The organism is Streptomyces sp. NPDC050121, from assembly GCF_044460385.1.
Taxonomy (GTDB): Bacteria; Actinomycetota; Actinomycetes; order Streptomycetales; family Streptomycetaceae; genus Streptomyces; species Streptomyces soliscabiei.
This window is the reverse complement of record NZ_JBITJV010000005.1, coordinates 20,481-38,123: the sequence shown is the minus strand read 5'-3', so window position 1 is coordinate 38,123 and position 17,643 is coordinate 20,481. Positions and strand designations below refer to the sequence as shown.

16 protein-coding genes are annotated in these 17,643 nt (G+C 71.7%); 13 read left to right on the top strand and 3 right to left on the bottom strand.

Features of this window, described 5'->3' with window-relative positions; genetic code table 11:
- Positions 1-185: 185 nt before the first annotated feature.
- Positions 186-1,130: a bifunctional riboflavin kinase/FAD synthetase gene (locus ACIBTS_RS09810; protein ID WP_099935834.1), complete on the top strand. Its 945-nt coding sequence runs from the start codon at positions 186-188 to the stop codon at positions 1,128-1,130.
- A 67-nt stretch (positions 1,131-1,197) separates the two neighbouring features.
- On the opposite strand, the gene ACIBTS_RS09805 is transcribed toward ACIBTS_RS09810, so the two are convergent.
- From ACIBTS_RS09805 to eccE, 3 genes are all read right to left on the bottom strand, one after another.
- Positions 1,198-4,587, bottom strand: coding sequence for an SCO5717 family growth-regulating ATPase (locus tag ACIBTS_RS09805; protein WP_399318032.1), 3,390 nt, complete (start codon positions 4,585-4,587; stop codon positions 1,198-1,200).
- Positions 4,588-4,926: 339 nt separating this feature from the next.
- Positions 4,927-5,739, bottom strand: a complete 813-nt coding sequence (locus ACIBTS_RS09800) for a hypothetical protein (RefSeq protein ID WP_399318031.1) — start codon at positions 5,737-5,739, stop codon at positions 4,927-4,929.
- The gene (gene eccE, locus ACIBTS_RS09795) at positions 5,736-7,082 is read right to left on the bottom strand and encodes a type VII secretion protein EccE (RefSeq protein ID WP_399318030.1); all 1,347 of its coding nucleotides are present in this window, start codon (positions 7,080-7,082) and stop codon (positions 5,736-5,738) included. Before eccE ends, ACIBTS_RS09800 begins: the two co-directional genes overlap by 4 nt.
- Positions 7,083-7,290: 208 nt before the next feature.
- On the opposite strand from eccE, the gene eccB reads away from it, so the two are divergent.
- From eccB to ACIBTS_RS09735, 12 genes are all read left to right on the top strand, one after another.
- Positions 7,291-8,817: a type VII secretion protein EccB gene (gene eccB, locus ACIBTS_RS09790; protein WP_399318029.1), complete on the top strand. Its 1,527-nt coding sequence runs from the start codon at positions 7,291-7,293 to the stop codon at positions 8,815-8,817.
- Between the two features lie 182 nt (positions 8,818-8,999).
- Positions 9,000-10,277 carry a type VII secretion-associated serine protease mycosin gene (gene mycP / locus ACIBTS_RS09785; protein WP_399318417.1) on the top strand — a complete coding sequence of 426 codons (1,278 nt, stop codon included), beginning with the start codon at positions 9,000-9,002 and terminating at the stop codon, positions 10,275-10,277.
- Between the two features lie 123 nt (positions 10,278-10,400).
- Positions 10,401-10,820, top strand: a complete 420-nt coding sequence (locus ACIBTS_RS09780; RefSeq protein WP_399318027.1) for a WXG100 family type VII secretion target — start codon at positions 10,401-10,403, stop codon at positions 10,818-10,820.
- Between the two features lie 55 nt (positions 10,821-10,875).
- Positions 10,876-11,190, top strand: coding sequence for a WXG100 family type VII secretion target (locus ACIBTS_RS09775; RefSeq protein ID WP_399318025.1), 315 nt, complete (start codon positions 10,876-10,878; stop codon positions 11,188-11,190).
- Positions 11,190-12,929 carry an RNase A-like domain-containing protein gene (locus ACIBTS_RS09770; RefSeq protein WP_399318023.1) on the top strand — a complete coding sequence of 580 codons (1,740 nt, stop codon included), beginning with the start codon at positions 11,190-11,192 and terminating at the stop codon, positions 12,927-12,929. Before ACIBTS_RS09775 ends, ACIBTS_RS09770 begins: the two co-directional genes overlap by 1 nt.
- A gap of 45 nt (positions 12,930-12,974) precedes the next feature.
- Positions 12,975-13,574 carry a hypothetical protein gene (locus ACIBTS_RS09765; protein WP_399318022.1) on the top strand — a complete coding sequence of 200 codons (600 nt, stop codon included), beginning with the start codon at positions 12,975-12,977 and terminating at the stop codon, positions 13,572-13,574.
- 84 nt (positions 13,575-13,658) lie between these two features.
- Positions 13,659-13,958, top strand: coding sequence for an RNase A-like domain-containing protein (locus ACIBTS_RS09760; RefSeq protein WP_399318020.1), 300 nt, complete (start codon positions 13,659-13,661; stop codon positions 13,956-13,958).
- 23 nt (positions 13,959-13,981) lie between these two features.
- The gene (locus ACIBTS_RS09755; RefSeq protein WP_399318019.1) at positions 13,982-14,677 is read left to right on the top strand and encodes a contact-dependent growth inhibition system immunity protein; all 696 of its coding nucleotides are present in this window, start codon (positions 13,982-13,984) and stop codon (positions 14,675-14,677) included.
- A 183-nt stretch (positions 14,678-14,860) separates the two neighbouring features.
- Complete coding sequence (locus tag ACIBTS_RS09750) at positions 14,861-15,406, top strand: SAV_915 family protein (RefSeq protein ID WP_399318018.1); 546 nt, start codon at positions 14,861-14,863, stop codon at positions 15,404-15,406.
- Entirely contained in the window at positions 15,406-15,708 is a 303-nt protein-coding gene (locus ACIBTS_RS09745; RefSeq protein WP_319676190.1) for a DUF6317 family protein, read from the top strand. Before ACIBTS_RS09750 ends, ACIBTS_RS09745 begins: the two co-directional genes overlap by 1 nt.
- Positions 15,708-16,997 carry a WXG100 family type VII secretion target gene (locus ACIBTS_RS09740; RefSeq protein ID WP_399318015.1) on the top strand — a complete coding sequence of 430 codons (1,290 nt, stop codon included), beginning with the start codon at positions 15,708-15,710 and terminating at the stop codon, positions 16,995-16,997. Before ACIBTS_RS09745 ends, ACIBTS_RS09740 begins: the two co-directional genes overlap by 1 nt.
- Positions 16,975-17,514, top strand: coding sequence for a hypothetical protein (locus ACIBTS_RS09735; RefSeq protein ID WP_399318013.1), 540 nt, complete (start codon positions 16,975-16,977; stop codon positions 17,512-17,514). Before ACIBTS_RS09740 ends, ACIBTS_RS09735 begins: the two co-directional genes overlap by 23 nt.
- Positions 17,515-17,643 lie beyond the last annotated feature (129 nt).

The following is a 17,643-nucleotide window of genomic DNA, read 5'->3' as shown; positions in this document are numbered from 1 at the left end:
GGTCGTGCTCGGAGCCCTGCGTGCGGTCGTGCTCGGCGCCCTGTGTGCCGTCGTGCATGGGCCGACGCGCGTGGAGCGGGTCACAGCCTCCATGCCGATGCGGGCACGGGCCACCCGGCATGGCACCCTTAGACCTGCGTAAGAGGCAATGCTAGATACGGACACGGGTTCGAGGAGCGGTCACAGTGCAGCGCTGGCGTGGCTTGGAGGACATCCCCGAGGACTGGGGACGCAGCGTCGTCACCATCGGTTCCTACGACGGGGTCCACCGCGGGCACCAGCTGATCATCCGCCATGCCGTGGAACGCGCCCGTGAACTGGGCGTTCCCTCGGTCGTCGTCACCTTCGACCCGCACCCCAGCGAGGTCGTCCGCCCCGGCAGCCACCCGCCGCTGCTCGCCCCGCACCACCGCCGCGCCGAGCTGATGGCGGAGCTGGGTGTGGACGCGCTGCTGATCCTCCCCTTCACGACGGAGTTCTCGAAACTGTCCCCGGCGGACTTCGTGGTCAAGGTCCTGGTCGACCGGCTGCACGCCAAGGCGGTCGTCGAGGGCCCCAACTTCCGCTTCGGCCACAAGGCGGCGGGCAACGTCGAGTTCCTCGCCGAGCAGGGCAAGGTCTACGACTTCGAGGTCGAGGTCGTCGACCTGGTGCTGTGCGGCGAGGCGGGCGGCGGCCAGCCGTTCTCCTCGACGCTGACGCGGCGTCTGGTCGCCGAGGGCGACGTCGAGGGCGCGGCGGAGATCCTCGGCCGCCCGCACCGGGTGGAGGGGGTCGTGGTGCGCGGGGCCCAGCGGGGACGCGAACTCGGCTTCCCGACCGCCAACGTCGAGACGCTGCCGCACACCGCGATCCCGGCGGACGGCGTCTACGCGGGCTGGCTGCACGTCGACGGCGAGGCGATGCCGGCCGCGATCTCGGTCGGCACGAACCCGCAGTTCGACGGCACCGAGCGCACGGTGGAGGCGTACGCCATCGACCGCGTCGGCCTCGACCTCTACGGCCTGCACGTCGCCGTCGACTTCCTCGCCTTCGTGCGCGGCCAGGCGAAGTTCGAGTCGCTGGAAGGGCTGCTGGAGCAGATGGCGCGGGACGTGAAGCGCTGCCGGGAACTGGTGGCGGCGCAGTAGCGAACGACCGAAGGGCGGCCGGTGTCCCAGGACACCGGCCGCCCTTCGGCGTTCCTACGCCTGGTTCCTACTGCTGCGGGTAGCCGTAACCGGCCGGGGGATACCCGGGGTGCGGCTGTTGCGGCTGTTGCGGCTGTTGTGGCTGCTGGGGCTGTTGCGGGTAGGGCTGACCGGGCTGCTGCGGTGGGTACGGCTGGGCCGGCGGTTGCTGTCCCTGCGGGGGGTACGGCTGGCCGGGCTGGGGCGCCTGGGGCTGCTGCGGATACGGCTGCCCCGGCATCGGCTGACCGGGCATCGGCTGACCGGGCATCTGCTGGCCCGGCATCTGCTGGCCCGGCATCGGCGGGGCGGCCACCGGGGGCGGGTTGCCGTCGCTGGTCCACAGTCCCTGGCGCTGCTGATGGCGGATGAAGTCCTCCGCGACCATCGCCGTGAGGTTGAAGTACGCCTCGCGCACCTTCGGCCGCATCATGTCGAGGTCGACCTCGGCGCCGGCCGCCAGATGCTCGTCGAACGGTACGACGACGACCCCGCGGCAGCGCGTCTCGAAGTGCGACACGATGTCGTCGACCTTGATCATCTTGCCGGTCTCGCGCACCCCGGAGATGACGGTGATGGACCGCGAGACGAGCTCGGCGTACCCGTGCGCCGACAGCCAGTCCAGCGTCGTACTGGCGCTGCTCGCACCGTCCACGGAGGGCGTGGAGATGATGATGAGCTGGTCGGCGAGGTCGAGCACACCGCGCATGGCGCTGTAGAGCAGACCGGTGCCGGAGTCGGTGAGGATGATCGGGTACTGGTTGCCCAGCACGTCGATGGCCCGCCGGTAGTCCTCGTCGTTGAAGGTCGTGGACACGGCCGGGTCGACGTCGTTGGCGATGATCTCCAGCCCGGACGGCGCCTGGGAGGTGAACCGCCGGATGTCCATGTACGAGTTGAGGTACGGGATCGCCTGGACGAGGTCACGGATCGTCGCCCCGGTCTCGCGGCGCACCCGGCGGCCGAGCGTACCGGCGTCCGGGTTGGCGTCGATCGCGAGGATCTTGTCCTGACGCTCGGTGGCGAGGGTGGAGCCGAGCGCGGTGGTGGTCGTGGTCTTGCCCACGCCGCCCTTCAGGCTGATGACGGCGATCCGGTAGCAGGACAGCACCGGCGTACGGATCAGCTCCAGCTTGCGCTGCCGCTCCGCCTCCTCCTTCTTCCCGCCGAGCTTGAACCGCGAGGATCCGGCGGCCGGCCGACCGCTCTTCGCCTTCTGCTTCTTGTTGTTGAGCAGCCGGTCGGAGGACAGCTCCACGGCGGCCGTGTAACCCAACGGCGCCGCACCGGGGTTGACCGGCTGCCGCTGGTCATGCTGAATCGGCTGCGGCCAGGCGGCCCCGGCCCGAGGATCCACGGGCTGCTGCGGCGCCTGCGGAACCTGCGGAACCTGCGGAACCTGCGGAACCTGCGGAACCTGCGGTGCCGACGGGACGTGTGCGCCGTCGGGCGCGGCGGCGTGGTCCTGCGGGGCGTGCGGTGCCGGCTGAGGGAACGGTCCGGGGAAACCCTGAGGAGCTCCCGGCGGGAAACCCTGAGGAGCGGCCGACGGAGCCTGCCCGTCCGCCTGCTGCGGAATCCCGGGCTGCGGGAAACCGGGGTGCGCTTGCGGGGCCTGCGGGGCCTGCGGGGCTTGCGGTGCCGGGGGCTGAGGGAAGCCATAGCCACCGGGGGTGTTGGGCGCGGGCGGCTGAGGGAAGCCGTAACCGCCTGCTGGCTGGGCGTCGGCGGGGGGCTGGGGTGCCGAAGGCACCGGGTGCGGCTGGGGGTTGGGTGCGGCGGGGGGCGCTCCCGGGCCGGCGTTCTGCTGCGGGAAGCCGTAACCGCCGGGCGTGGCCGGTGGGGTGGGGGCCGGTGCTTCACCGGGGTGCGGGAAGCCGTAGCCGCCTGGTGCGTGGGGGTCGGCGGGGGGCTGGAGGTTGGGGGCGGCAGGGGGTGTTGCCGGGCCGGCGTTCTGCTGCGGGAAGCCGTAACCGCCGGGCGTGGCCGGTGGGGTGGGGGCCGGTGCTTCACCGGGGTGCGGGAAGCCGTAGACCGGCGGCGGGGCGGACGGGTGCTGTGCTGCCGGGGCGGCGGCGGCCGGGGGCTGTGGGAAGCCGTAGCCGGGCTGCGGTGCGGGAGGGGCGGGCGGGGTCCAGCCGTCCGCCCCGGGCGGAGACGCCTGCGGCTGGACGGGCGGCTGCGGGGCGGCCGCCGCGGCCTCGGCGGGCTGCGGCTGCGCCGGCCACTGGGCCGCCGGCGCGGGCGCCGCGGGCTGGTACGACGGAGGCAGCGGAGGCAGTTCGCTCTGCGGGGCCGGCGGGGGAGTCCAGGCCGGCGGCGCGGCCGGAACGGCGTCCTGGGGCGCGCCGACCGGGGCGTCGGAGTCAGAGGCCCCCTGGGCGTCCTGAACCGCCGTCTCGTCGTTGGCCACGGCCTCGGAGGCGGCCTCCCCTACCTCGGGCTCGGGCTCGGCAGGAGTGTCATCTTCGTCGAGCGTGTCGTCGACGGCGACGTCCGTGGCCTCCGCGACGACTTCGCCTCCGTCCGATGCGGCCGGGTCCTCGGTCGGCACGGGGGCCTCCGGCGTGGGTTCCACGGCCTCGGCGGGCCGGGCGGGCGGCTCCACGGCCGCCTCGGGCTCGGCCTGCACGGCAGCGGCGTGCTCAGCGATCTCCCGCTTGAGGGCGGCCGCGGAGAAGCGCATGGTGGCGCCACTCTCCAGATCCCCGTTGCCGGAACCGCTCTCCTCGGCACCCGCGGAAGCGGCCGTGGCCTCCCACTGCGCCTCGGCCTGCTGCGGCTGCGGCTGCGGCTGCGGCTGCGGCTCGAACCCGCTGTCCGCCGGAAGGTTGGGCACCGCAGCGGGCGGCACGGCCGGCACCGCCGGAGCAGCCGGAGCAGCCGGAGCAGCCGGAGCAGCCGGAGCAGCCGGAGCGGCTGGGGGAGTCGGGGGAGTCGAAGCAGCCGGAGGTGTCGGAGCAGGAGGACCGACCGGTACACCAGGAGCGGGCGGTGCGGCCGGAGCGAAGTGCTCACCCGGCGCATGGGGCGCGGCCAGCGCGAAGTGCTCGCCCTGCCCACTCGCCGCATCCGGCGCGGGCGGCGCGGCCGGAGTGACCGGCACCCCCGGAACTCCCGGCGCGGGCGGCGCAGGCGGTGCCGCGGACACAGACGGTGCGGCAGGCACCGCAGGCGGTGCGGGGGGCGCAGGCGGTGCGGCCGGTGCGCCAGGGGCGCCGGCCCCGGCGCCACCCCCCGAGCCTGTTCCCGCCCCCTGCGCATCGCCGCCCGCGCCGCCCGTGGTCTGCGTGTACCAAGCCGGCGGCGCGTAGTCGATGGTGAACTCGCCCGTCGCCTCGACGGAGGGCTCCGCGTCGGGCTGATCATCGCCGGGTGTGGCCCAGCCCCCGCGGATCCCGTCCCGATCGCTGCTCACAATTCCTCCTGGTGTGGTCGAGCACCCTCATGCCGTGCCGAAGCGACCATTTGCTTGTCCTGCTTGTCGTCCGAAGTGGTTCGAGGCCGTCTGACGTCGTCCGATGACGTCGTCCGATGCGGCCCTCCCCCGAAGACGCCGACGTCCACCCGCTGGTTTCCGGCATCGCGCCCCGTACCAGCCTAATCATCGGACGGCCCGCCCCGGCAGGCCCGCCCGCCCCTGAGCACCAGTCCACCACGTCACGCACTCCCCGAACGGGCCGCGTGCGCACGCCAAGTTGTCGGACGAAACAGCCATAGTGGTTGAAGTGCCGCATGGGCAACGGAAGAAGCGGCCTCAGTCCATCCGTCTCGGCGTACCGAGCAACCCGATCTCCGCGTCCGTGGGCTGTGTCATCACATACTGCCTGTCCCGGTCGGCGCACCACAGGGTGAAGCCGTCGGCGAGAGTGGGCAGGGCCTCCACGTCGTGCCGGGGCAGAGCCAGGGTCCGGCCCAGTTCCGCGGCCTCGTCCGGCGAGATCCGCTGCACGCCGACGAGGCGGGCCTGCCGGATCAGTCGCGGGGCGACCGGACTGAGATACGGCAGCAGCGTCAACACGGACTGCCAGGGCCCGGAAGCGACCCTCCCGCGCGGTGGACGCATACCGCAGTCGCGCACCACCAGCACCGGCGTACCGGCCGAGGCGCCCTGCGGCGGCACCCGCCCGACCTCGTACACCGCGAGCCCGTTCTGCCCGCCGCCCATCGCGTGCACCATCTGCACCCAGGCCTGCGGCCGCCCCGTCTCCACGGCCACCCGGGCGCCCGTCGCCGCCGCACGGAGCGCGAGGACCTGCGCGGTCCACAGACCGCCGATCAGGACGACGTCGTACGGCGTGGGCCGGTTGATGCCCAACACGGCCGGCCGGCCCTCGCCGCCGACCCCGATGACGACACCGTCGTCCCCGATGGGCAGCGCGAGCCCCGCCAGTTGGTCCACGGACACCGAGTGCCGGCCGTGCCGCGGTCCGAGCAGGCCGAAGCCGCTGCGCGGCGAGCGGCGCCCGGCCCGACCGAGCCGCCCCGGCCGGCCGGCCTGTCCGGACCGGCCGGTGGACGGCTCCGGTTCACCCGAAGCGATGGTTCCACCTGACGTCGTCACCGTCACCGGGCACCTCCGAGGGGCAGTGTCGCGAGCATGCCGGGCACCTGTTCCCGGTCGAGACGGGCGAGGCCGGCGCCGGTGTGCCGGGCCGCGCCCTGCACCGCGCGCCGGGCGGCGACCAGTTCGTCGTCGCTGCGGCCGGTCACCCGGATGTGCCCGGTCAGGGACACCTCCTGCCGGTCACCGCGCGCGAGGGTGACGCTGAACGTGGTGGCCAGCGCCGGAACGGCCGTGACCAGGGCGACGAACTGCGGCAGCGACGGAGCCCCGCCCCCGCCCAGGGTGGGCCACCGGCGCAGCCAGTACGTGGTGTGGCGGCGGTTGTCGCACCGCCAGCTCCGGCTGGTCTCCTCGGTCCGCCGCTCCGTCGTCCCGGTCCGCCCGGCCTCCGCCGTCACCAGCGGGTTGGCGCAGGCCGACGTGGCGATGGCGGCCGTCAACTCTTCCTCGTCGAGGACGGTCGCCCGGAACCCGGCGCCGGTCAGCCGGCTCGCGAGGTGGTCCGCCGCCCGCACGACGCACTTCTGCGCCCCGATCAGCCCGCCCCCGCGGACCGCCACCGCCTCCGGACACAGCTCCGGGTCCAGCTTCAACGCGATCCAGGTGATACGGACCGCCGGCGCTCCCGTCTGCTCCTGCAGCGGCGCGTAGTTGGCCACGGCCACGGACTGCGGGGGCAGATGCAGGGCGGGCGCGGGCTGTGTGTGCAGCACGATCTGCGCGGACTCCAGCCGGATGCCGTCCACCTCGAGGGCGCCCTGCACCAGGGCGAGCGGCAGCGGCTGCCGGCCGCGCTCGGCGCGCAACGCGGTCGCGTCCGCCTCCACCTGGAGGACGGCGGTGACGAACGTGCCGTCCCCGACGAGCCCGACGGGCCGCCGGTCACGGCCGCCGTACGCGTACGTCCGCAGCCCGGGATCGCACTCCACGGCCGGACCGAACCCCGGTTCCGTCCCGGGCGGTATCTCCAGGCGGGCGGCCAGCCGTCGGCGGGCCTTCAACTCCCGTGCCGTGGCCAGCCATTCCGGTAGTGAGCGGCCGCGACGACGTGCGAAGGCGAGGACCACCAGCACGGCGGCGACCACGCCCGCCGCCACCAGCGCCACCGGCCCGCTCACCCAGCCGACCAGCAGCACGGCCGCCGCGATCTCCAGCAAGACCAGGCGTTGCAACCGAAATGCCCCGCCCTGACCCGCGCGTGCCCTGAGCGCGGGCGCACCCGGCGCCGACGGCCGCTCGGACCGCCGGGACCCGGACCGGGATCGCTCGGGCGGCTGCGGACCGGCCGCCGAGGAGCCCCGGTTCCGCGACCGGCCGGCAGAGCGCACGCCCGTTCCCGAAGCCATCACTCCATCCCCCCGTTCCGTTCACGATTCGCCCGTGTTCCAGCACCGCACAGGGCACTCGACGGCCCAGGAACCCTACCCGCTCCCCAAGTCCCCACGGTTACCGGGCATAGTAGGTGGCCGCTCTGACATCGTCGGACGGGGAACCGGGTCCACCCGCGGCGCGGAGCACGCGGATCGGCCGGAAAACGGGGAGTGACGGGCACAGATGGCATCTCGGCGGGACCAGCTCAACGCCTACACCTTCGCGAAGCGCCGGATGCTCGCGGCCTTTCTGCAGCCGTCGCCCGACGGCTCGGAGGAGGGGGCGCCGCGCCCGCTGCGCGCGATCCTGCCCGGTGTGGTCGTCGGGGTGATCGTCATGGCCGTCTTCGGTGCGTGGGGCATGTTCAAGCCGACCGCGCCCAAGGGCTGGGACGTGCCCAACGCCAAGGTGATCGTCGCGAGCAAGTCGACCACCCGTTATGTCGTCCTGAAGACCGGCAAAGAGGTCCAGCTGCACCCGGTCCTCAACATGGCCTCCGCCAAACTGCTCCTCGACGAGGGACAGGGCGACGTGGTGACCGTCTCGGAGTCCGTTCTCGACAACGGCAAGATCCCGCACGGTGTCACCGTCGGCATCCCGTACGCCCCCGACCGGCTGCCCTCGGCCTCCGAGGCGGGCACCGCGAAGCGCTGGGCGGTCTGCGAGCGGCCGAACGCGGGAGGCGGGGACTCCGTCCAGAAGGCCGCGCTGGTCCTGGCCGCCCGGGAGAAGTCGGCGACCGAGGGCGCGGAGCGCCTCCACGGCGGCCAACTGCTCTACGTCGCGGACCCGGACGGCAAGCGCTACGTCGTCGACGCGGACGGCACGGCGTACCCCGTCGACAAGAGCGACGAGTTGCTGCTGCGCGCGGTGGTCGGTTCCGGCCGACAGCCCCAGCGGGTGTCCGCGGAGTGGCTGGCGACCCTGCACCGGGGCGACCCGATCACCTTCCCGGAGGTCCCCGGCCAGCCGGGCAGCGCGGCCGGCGCGCCCGGCCAGCTGGACGAGTCCGCCGACAAGGTCGGCATGGTGCTCAAGGCGTTCGACAACAACAAGGAGCAGTACTACGTGGTGTTGAACGGCCGGGTCGCTCCCGTGTCCGCGTTCGTCGCCCAACTGCTGCTGTTCAGCAAGGAGCTGGCCCCGCTCGGCCAGGCCGGTCACGCCCGGGAGATGAGCCCCGGCGCCATCGTGCCGGGCCAGGCCTTCGGCACCGAGCGCCGCTGGCCGACCGGTGACCCCGAGCCGGTCAACGAGGCGTCGTCGGCGGCCGGGAGCCGCAGCACGATCTGCAGCGTCCTGCGCGGTGTGAACGCCACCTCGGGCGCCACGACCCTGAGCACCTGGGCGGGCACGGAGTTCCCCGCCCCGCTGCCCACCGGCTCCTCCAGCGCCTACGTCACACCGGGGTCCGGCCAGCTCTACCGCCAGTTCCAGGGCGAGGAGACCAAGGCCGGCCCGGTCTTCCTGGTCACCGACACGGGCCTGCGCTACGTCCTGCAGTCCAACGGCGACAGCGCGACGGACGACGCGGGCATCGGCACCACCCCCGAGAAGCGCGAGCAGCTCCAGCAGGAGGCGAAGCAGGCCCAGACCCTGCTGGGCTACAAGGACGTCGACCCGGCGCCGGTCCCGGCCGCCTGGTCGGAGTTCCTGCCCACGGGCCCACGCCTGTCGACGGCGGCGGCCCGCCAGCCCCAGGGCTCGTGAGGAGGAGGACGACGATGGCGCTGCCCACGACAGCGGCCTCGCGTACGACGCCGGCGCTGCGGACGACGCCGGCGCTGCGCACGACGCCGGCACTGCCCACGACGCCGGCACTGCCCACGACGCCGGCCCCGCGTACGACGTCGGCACTGCGCACGACGCTGGCACTGCGCACGACGCTGGCACTGCGCACGACGTTGGCACTGCGCACGACGCTGGTGGCGGCCGCGACCCTCCTCACGACCGCCACGCTCCTAGCTCCCCCCGCGGAGGCCGCGGCTGCGGAATCGGCGCCGACGGCGGGCAAACGCCCCTACTCGGACCAGTGCACGTTCCCCAACGGCGAGTACCCGGGCCGCCCCTGGTCGCTGCAGCGCGTCCTCCTGGACGAACTGTGGAGCCGCTCCAAGGGCAAGGGCGTCCGGGTGGCCGTCATCGACACCGGCGTGGACGTCAAGAACCCGCAGCTCACCGACGCGGTGGACGTGAAGGCCGGCCGTAACCTCCTGCCCAGGAACCTCAAGGACGACAACGGCGACCCGATCGAGCGGGGCAACGAGAACGGCACGACGGACACCGTCGGCCACGGCACCAAGGTCGCCGGCATCATCGCGGCCCGCCCCCTCGACGGCACCGGCTTCGTCGGCCTGGCCCCCGAGGCGACGATCATCCCGATCCAGCAGAACGACGCCGAGGGCCACGGCGACACCAAGTCCCTGGCCGACGCGATCCGCTACGCCGCCCGGGCCGGGGCCGGGGTCATCAACATCTCCCAGGACACGTCGAACGCGATGAAGCCGTCCCCGGACCTGGAACGGGCGGTCGACGAGGCCCTGGCCAAGAAGATCGTGGTCGTGGCCTCGGCGGGCAACGACGGCCTCGGCGGCAACGTCAAGGAGACCTACCCCGCCTCCTACGCCGGCGTCCTCGCGGTGGCCGCCTCCGACCGCAACAACGAACGTGCCTCCTTCTCCCAGTCCGGCGAGTTCGTCGGCGTGGCGGCCCCCGGCGTCGACATGATCTCCACGGTCCCCCAGGGCGGCCACTGCTCCGACAACGGGACGAGTTTCTCGGCGCCGTACGTCGCGGGCGTGGCCGCGCTGCTCAAGGCGAGGCACCCGGACTGGACCGCGCGCGAGATCGTCGCCCAGATCGAACAGACCGCGGAACGCACCATCGCCGGGCACGACCGACTGGTCGGCTGGGGCGTCGTCGACCCGGTCCGCGCCCTGACCGAGGACGACCGTCCCCTCGAGTCCCCGAGCCCCCAGGACGGCCTGGGCAAGGCCGAAGCCCCGTCCCCCGCCAGATTCCAGACCGGCGAGACCCCCGACGAACGCAACGCCCGCCTCGCCACCTACGTTGTCGTGGCAGCGGCAGCCCTGGTCGCGGGCCTGGGCGGTACGGCGGTGGCGCTCCGCGACGCCCGCAGGCGGGCACGGCGGGTGGCGGGGGCGGAGTAGGCAACGGCGGCCATCTCAAGGCGCATCGAGCCGAGTTGAAGCGTGCGGTTGCCACCGATTTATAGAATCATCGCAACAGCAAGCGACTTGTGATGCCGGTGCGACGGGGGACGGAGGTACACCATGGGCGTGCCCGGAGCAGGCTCAGGGCCGGGAGGCGGCCCCGATCTACGGGCGTCCGCAACGGACCTCACCAAACTCGCCGGCGACCTCGACGACATGCAGGACCACCTGGACAAGCAGGTGCAGCGCATGGACGCGATCGTCGACAGCATCGAGGCGGGCTGGCGCGGCCCGGCGGCGTCGGCGTACCGCGACTTCCACCGGGCGGCGGCCGAGGACGCCGTACGCATCCGCGAAGTGATGAAACTGCTGGAGGAGGCGGTACGACTGAGCCGCGACGGCTTCTCCCGGGACGACCTCGAGGTACTCGCCCGGATGCGGCGGATCCAGGTGGACGTCGCCAGCGAGGTCGCCCGCCTGTCCACGCCGAACGCGCAGCCACCGATCTCGGCACCGCGCAGCAGCCTCGACGACCTGTAGCCTGCACGGCCCTTCGCGCAGTTCTTCATGAACCGAGACCGAGACCAGGGGGATCATGTCGACCGGCTCCGCACCCGACGAGCACATATCCGTCTCCTTCACCACACTTCAAGGGCTGGCCGCCGACCTGGAGGACATCCTCAAGAAGCTCAACGAGAAGGTGGAAGCCCTCTACGACCGCGTCGAGCCGGTCGTCCTGTCCTGGCAGGGCGAGACCAGGGAGGTCTTCGTCGGCAAACTCGACGAGTGGGACCGCTCGGCACAGGACCTCGAGGCAGCCCAGAAGTGGCTCCACGAGTACGTCACCACCGGCCACACCAACTACGCGGCAGCGCACCGGGCGGTGCTGCGGGGCTGGGGGGCCGGCTGATGGCGGACCGTCCCAGCGACGCCGAGCGCAAGCGGGAACGGGACCAGCTGACGCCGGCGGCCCCCGACGCGGGCAGCGGGTTCGACGTACAGCCGCCGCATCTGTACTACACGTCGGCAGTCGTGCGCGACGGGCAGTTCGACTACGACAAGGGCGCCACCGACCTGGTGAGCGCGCTCAACCAGTACAGCCAGTCGGCGGGCACCGGATGGGGACCGGACTCCTTCGCCAAGGTCTACCTGCAGATCGCCGAGAAGTACCTCGAGGTCTGGGCGGCGGGTGTGCTGAGCGTCGGCGGGGTGGCGGTCGGCCTGACCGTGACCGCCAACAACTACCAGGCAGCGGACTGGTCCACCCGCGGCATGCAGGGGCCGCCGCCCCGCCGCCCGCCTCCCGTCGTCATCGACAAAAAGCCCGACTACGGGAACATCAACGACATCAAGTGGACGGGGACCGGCGAAGACGCCGACTCGTGGGCGATCTCCGGAGCGATGGGCGAGATTCCGGACTTTCTCGCGGATGTCATCCGTCCGGCCATCGAGTACGGGCTGAACCTCGGCAAGACCCATGAGATCACCCCGGGAGCCCGTGAGGACGACCTCAAGGGCATGGCCACCGCCTGGCGGGAAGCCGGCAGCGCCGCGCTGAAGGCCGGGGACACCTTCACCTCCGCCATCGCCTACATGACGGACCCGCACGGGAACAATGAGTGGCAGAGCGCTATGAAATCGTTCTGCCAGTCGATCTGGGGGACCACCGCCTGGGGCCGCAGCCGGAACGCGCAGGGCCAGATCGCCCAGCCCCACCAGGGCGGCCGCAGTTGGAAGACCTCGGGAAACGTGGCGCCCGCGCAGCGTCGGCCGATCCTCGAGGTGCTGCACACCACCGCCGACACCGTACAGAAGACCTGCGACGACCTGGCCCAGGCCGCCCACCTGTGCAGGGAGACCACCTCCAACCTCGCCAAGACGGCAGCCAAGAAGATGGTCGAGGACCTGACCGTCGGACTGGACGCGCTGGAACTGATCCAACTCGCGGGCTCCGCCATGCTCGGGAAGTTGGTGATGACCTTCCGGCAGCACATGGACCGGGCGGCTGCGGACAAGGCTGTCGAGGCCTACCAACAGAAGTTCAGTGACGCCGCCACCACGCTGCTCGCCCTGGAGTGGGAGCTGGACGAGGCGTTGAAGAGCACCCCCACGTTCCTCGCGGAGGAGGCCAGGGCCGAGGCGTTCGCAGGCCGCTCGCTGAACGAGTTCAAGAGGGAACACAAGATCCTCAACGGCGAGAACCCGATCCCCTACAAGTACACGCTCGACCTGGCGATGGCCGAGGACCTCGGCGGCGGCCACACCATCGACAAGCACGTCGGCAAGACCGACGCCCAACTGCTCCAGCGGCTGCGTGATCAGAGCGGGATCCCGGCGGCCTCCAGCTTCCCGGACCTGGCCTCGGCCCAGAAGTACACCCAGGCGTGCATCCGGCAGAACTCCGGGGCCATCGACGCGTGGCTGGCGACAGGCCCGCCGCCGCAACCGGCCAGCCCGATCTTCCAGGTCAACTCGGTGAGTTCCGACGTCAACAACCCGCTTGCGGTGACACCGGTGACCGGGCGCACCTCAAGGATGGTCAATGGCCAGGCGGGCCCGGTGACCGACGCGCATGGCGTCGCCACCCGCCTCCGATACGACGCCGGCCTCGACCCGCCCTTCATCGTGGTCACCTCCATGCCCAAATAGGCTGGATCCAGTCGCTCAGAGAACACGATCGTCAAGGGAGCCGTGATGTCGACGCCGGACGCCGAGGCATGGGCCGAGGCACTCACCATGTACGAGCAGCGCTACTCGTACGTTCTGGTGGGGCCCCGCGCGCACCAGGACTGGGTGCAGGACGTGGCGGCGGTCATGCGTCGGCGGGCGGTGGATCCCCGGAACTGGAGGTGGATCGACGTCGACGAAGACGAGGAGGAGCGCATGGAGGATCCCTACTTCCCCTTCGCTCCACCGCCCTCGGACCTGGAAGGCGCGGCGGCCTGGCGGGCCGCACTGCGAACCGTGCCCCGGACGTCGGTCGAGCGGCTGCTCGTCATGCTGTCCACCACATGGCTGGACGTCCCGGACGAACGCGCCCGGAATCACTTCGAGGCCCGTCGGCCGGAACTCGAGCGGAAGGCCCGGGTGATCCTTTCCCGCTTCCCGGAAGAGACGTCCTTCTACGCCAACACCGGCTTCCCTGACGTGCGGACCGGCAATCGCGTCGACGATCCGGACTTCTACGAGATGACCACCGGTTGCAACCCCCGCTCCCGCTACGACTGGGACCTGGGTATGGTCGCGGTCTCCGACACCGAAGTCGGCGTCTTCTGGTCCTTCGACGCCACCTGAGCGCTCCCTAGCAGGCTTCCGTCGTCCCGGAGTTCGAGCTGGGAGTCCTCCGGGCCACTTTCGAGGACTGAGAGAGATCTATCCATGCGTACCCGTACCGCCACCTACCCCGACCGCGTCACCGCCCAGTGGGCCACCCAGCAGGTGGTCACCGCCAACGAGCAGCTCATCCACCGCTGGCTGGCGCAGTCCACCCGGCAGCGGCTGACGATCGAGGCGTCGTGGCCGTCCCGTGAGGAGCCCGTCGGACGGGTCCTGTTGCAGGCGATGATGCTGGCGGGCCGCGGTGCCGTCGATGTACGCGCCGCCCGGGTCGTACTGCGCCGAGAACCGTCCGCCGCGCACGGCTTCACCGTCCACGCCACCTTCCCCGTCTACCTGTAGAAACCCTGTAGAGGCTGCCCACCGTGCCCTTGAGCCCCCTCGAACACGACCGCCGCTACGGCGAGCTGGACCAGGTGATCCGCGCCTACGCCGGCCGGCCGGCGGACGACACCCCCGACAAGCCGAGCACGGCCCTGACCGCCTATCTCCGCCAGACCTGGCACACCCGCCCCTGGGCCCTGGCCGTGGCGGAGCGCCAACTGCGCGAGTACGCAGACAACCCGCCGGGCCGACTGCGCCTGCGTCTGGGCGAGTTCTACGCGATCCCGGACGTCGGTCTGGCCGAGACGGACATCCAGCAGTGGCTGTACTGCCTGGCCGACCACATCAAGCACAGCATCGAGCAGGGCGAGGTCCCGCCCCCGGCCATGCCCGCCACCCACTGGGAGTGGCAGACCCGCTTCCCGGAACTGGCCCAGCTCCTGGGCGGCTGGTTCTCGCAGGACATGCCGGACGAGTTCGACGACCACGACGCGGCTGTCGACGACTACCGCACCACCACCGACCCGCACCTCGTGGCCCGCCTCGTCGGCGAACTACGCGAACTGCTCGCCCTCACTCTGGACGAGTCCGACTACGCCGTGGCCGTCGCCGAGTTGGGCATGGAGGTCGACCCGCCGGCCCCGTACTCACCCAGCGGCTGGCTTGCGCTCGTCGCGAGTCGGCTGAGTGCCCCGCGAGCCGACTATGGGCCGGGGGCGCAGACGGACGCGCCGTGACCACGTGACGTGCAACCCCGGTCATCCCGCGGTCAAGTACTGATCTGGCCACGGCCAAACACCTGTATGGGTTCCGCATGCTCTGCCCACGTCAACCTGAAATAGCCGGACTTACCCGAAAGTTCCCTGGCTACGGTGGTGCAGCCACACCATCCGCAAGTCCACGGGGAACAGGAGACGGCGGTGGGCACACCAATCCGTTCACGCCTGCTCGACTACATCGAGGCAGAGCCGCCCGCTGAGCCGTCCGCAGGGGCGGTCCCGGCGTCTCCGCCGACGCCGGAGCCGGGCAGATCACGCCTTCTCGAGTACGCCGCAGAGTGCGCAGGGACCGAAGCGGCCCAGCCCGGGCCCCCGGGCCCCCAACCCGGCGTCCCCGCCTACCACACCCCCGTGTTCGTCCCGGCCCATCCCCGGTACGCCGACGTCACGGACGCGGACGGCCGTCCGACCCGCGTGCCCTTCATCGCGTACGAACTCTTCGAGCACCAGGCGGCCGGAGCGGGAACCGGAACCGGGACCGGGACCGTGGCCTTCGCCTTCACCACACGCGACCGGCTCGTCGCCGCCCTCGGCGACGCCCAGCCCTGGGTCGCCACCTCGATCGGCCCCCTGGCCGAGACCGTCGCCGAGTACGACGTCACGGTCCTCCTCGACCCGCGAGTCGCCCCGGGCCACCACAACTGGCAACCGGACGACCTGGCCGCCTACGCCCGGCAGGTGCGCTGATGCCGCCCGACTTCAAGGCCGTCCTCGGCGACCTCACCTCGATGTCCAAGACCTTCCACGACGAGGCCGTCAACTACCGCAAGCTGCACGCCGACGTAGCCCCGCCCCTCGTCAGCGGCGGAGACGCCGGGCTCGACCACGCCCTCAAGGAGGTAGCCGACCTCATCGTCGCCCTCCACATCGGCTTCGCCGACCGCCTCGACGACCACGGCGACAAGGTGACGTACGCCCGCGACTCCTTCCAACGGCACGACATCGACGTCCACGGACTCTTCGAGGACCTGATGGCGGGAGACGGCTGATGACCGACAGCTGGGTCGGCGGCGACATCGGCGGACTGCGCACGATGGCCGAGACGTACAAGAACGCCAAGGACAAACTCGACGACGTCATCACCCCGATCAGCCGCGCCGTCGAGGCCCTCGTGGGCGACGCGGCCTGGAAGGGCGAGGCGGCCGAGACCTTCCGCGCCACCTGGAGCGAGGACGCCCTGACGGCAGGCGCCTTCGCCAACCTCGTCCACGACGCGGGCGACATCCTCTCCGACCTCGCCGACGCCCTCACCACCTGTGAGACCGCCCTGCAGAACGCCGAACACGTCGCGACCCGCAACGGCGTCCCCATGGCCGCGATGGGAGCGCCCCAGACGATCGTCACTGCGAACCCGCCCAGCGCCGAGGACCAGAAGACGATCTCCGCGATGGGCGAGTACGACAAGGTGCGCCAGGAGGTGCTGCACACGGCGCAGCACGCCCGGCTGGTCGCGGCGGACAAACTGCGAGGTCTGTACGCACAGGTGACGGCGCCCGCGTCAACCGGCGACAAGATCACCATCGCCGACTATCTGCGCGGGCTGTACGCCTACGACGCCGAGGACGCCCGGGCCGACGGAGCGAAGGCCCGCACCAAGATCGACGACGCCAAGACGGAGGCGAACGCCGCCAAGAAGGAACTCCGCGCCGAGCGCAAGGCATACCAGAAGGCGGGCCGCGCCCTGCCCCACGACCTCCCGGCCAAGGGCGCGTACGCCGACGCGGTCATGAAGGTGGACTCGCTCGAAGAGGCCATGGCCCGCGCCGACCACGGCAGCACGGCACTGCCGTACGACCGGGCTCTCAACGTCAAACTGGCCGATGCAGCGGACGCGCTCCGCGCAGGCAAGAGCCTGGAGAAGCTGCCGGACTTCCTCAAAGAAGTCCCGGTCCTGGACGTGGCCGCGGCCGGCGCCTGCGGGGTCCTCGAAGCCTCTGACGACCACGACAAGGGCTGGTCGTGGCAGAAGTCGGTCGCCGTCGACGGCGGCGCGAACGTCGCCGGCCTGGTGGCCGGTACGGCCATCACGGCGGGCGTCGTGGCCGCCCTGCCCTTCGAGGCGCCCGTCGCCGCCGTGGCCGTCGCCGGCGGCCTGGTGGTCATCGGCGCCACCGGCATCATCGACCACTCCTTCCACGAGCACTGGAGCGAGGACATCCACGACCACGGCGTGGTCGGCGGGGTGCTGCACGGCACCGGACATGTCCTCTCCGAGACCGGGGACGACTTCGTACGACTCAAGGATGACGTCTGGCATGGCATCAAGAGCATCTTCTGACGTTCCCGCCTCCGCGACCCCGGTCCGGATCCCCAAACTGCCGGGACTCGGCACCAGTTGGTACGAGCGAGGCGCGCGCTACTGGGCACGCCGGGTCTGGACGGCCGTCCTGCTCCTTCTCGTCCTGGCCTTCGTCTGCTACATCGCGCTCAGGCTGTATCTGGGCGTTCCCCGCAGTGACCTGCCACCGACCGCGCGCACGGCGTGGGACTGGGCGCAAGCTGTCGCATCCTGCGTGGCCGTGGTCTGGGGGTGGACGGTGCAGCGTCGCCGCCACCGCAAGGACCTCCTGGATCCGCCGGACCCCGACGAGTTCCGCAGGCGCAAACGCGACGAGACCCGCCGTTCCACGGGTCTGGCCGTCGCCGGCCGCGCTCTCGTGCTGATCGCGGCTCCCGTCATGCCCGCGCTCGCCGCGTTCGCCCTGGGGTGGACCGCGGCGATGCTCACCGTCCGCGAGTACCCCAGCGAAGTCGGCGCCCGGCTCTGGCTGCAAGGCAGAACATCTCGAACATGAAGGTTGAGGCTGTCGGCGGTAGCACGGTTGTTGCATAGGGCAGTTGGGACTGTCAGAGGAAGTCATTACAGTGGTTGTGTTGCGGTCATGAACACTTGAGAGGCGTGGGCTGAGCTGCTCAGGACGGGC

Bases quoted from the DNA above. Each gene is read 5' to 3' on its own strand.
- eccE (WP_399318030.1), bottom strand. From the start codon at position 7,082: ATGGCTTCGGGAACGGGCGTGCGCTCTGCCGGCCGGTCGCGGAACCGG.
- eccB (WP_399318029.1), top strand. From the start codon at position 7,291: ATGGCATCTCGGCGGGACCAGCTCAACGCCTACACCTTCGCGAAGCGC.
- ACIBTS_RS09780 (WP_399318027.1), top strand. From the start codon at position 10,401: ATGGGCGTGCCCGGAGCAGGCTCAGGGCCGGGAGGCGGCCCCGATCTA.
- ACIBTS_RS09775 (WP_399318025.1), top strand. From the start codon at position 10,876: ATGTCGACCGGCTCCGCACCCGACGAGCACATATCCGTCTCCTTCACC.
- ACIBTS_RS09770 (WP_399318023.1), top strand. From the start codon at position 11,190: ATGGCGGACCGTCCCAGCGACGCCGAGCGCAAGCGGGAACGGGACCAG.
- ACIBTS_RS09765 (WP_399318022.1), top strand. From the start codon at position 12,975: ATGTCGACGCCGGACGCCGAGGCATGGGCCGAGGCACTCACCATGTAC.
- ACIBTS_RS09760 (WP_399318020.1), top strand. From the start codon at position 13,659: ATGCGTACCCGTACCGCCACCTACCCCGACCGCGTCACCGCCCAGTGG.
- ACIBTS_RS09745 (WP_319676190.1), top strand. From the start codon at position 15,406: ATGCCGCCCGACTTCAAGGCCGTCCTCGGCGACCTCACCTCGATGTCC.
- ACIBTS_RS09740 (WP_399318015.1), top strand. From the start codon at position 15,708: ATGACCGACAGCTGGGTCGGCGGCGACATCGGCGGACTGCGCACGATG.
- ACIBTS_RS09735 (WP_399318013.1), top strand. From the start codon at position 16,975: ATGGCATCAAGAGCATCTTCTGACGTTCCCGCCTCCGCGACCCCGGTC.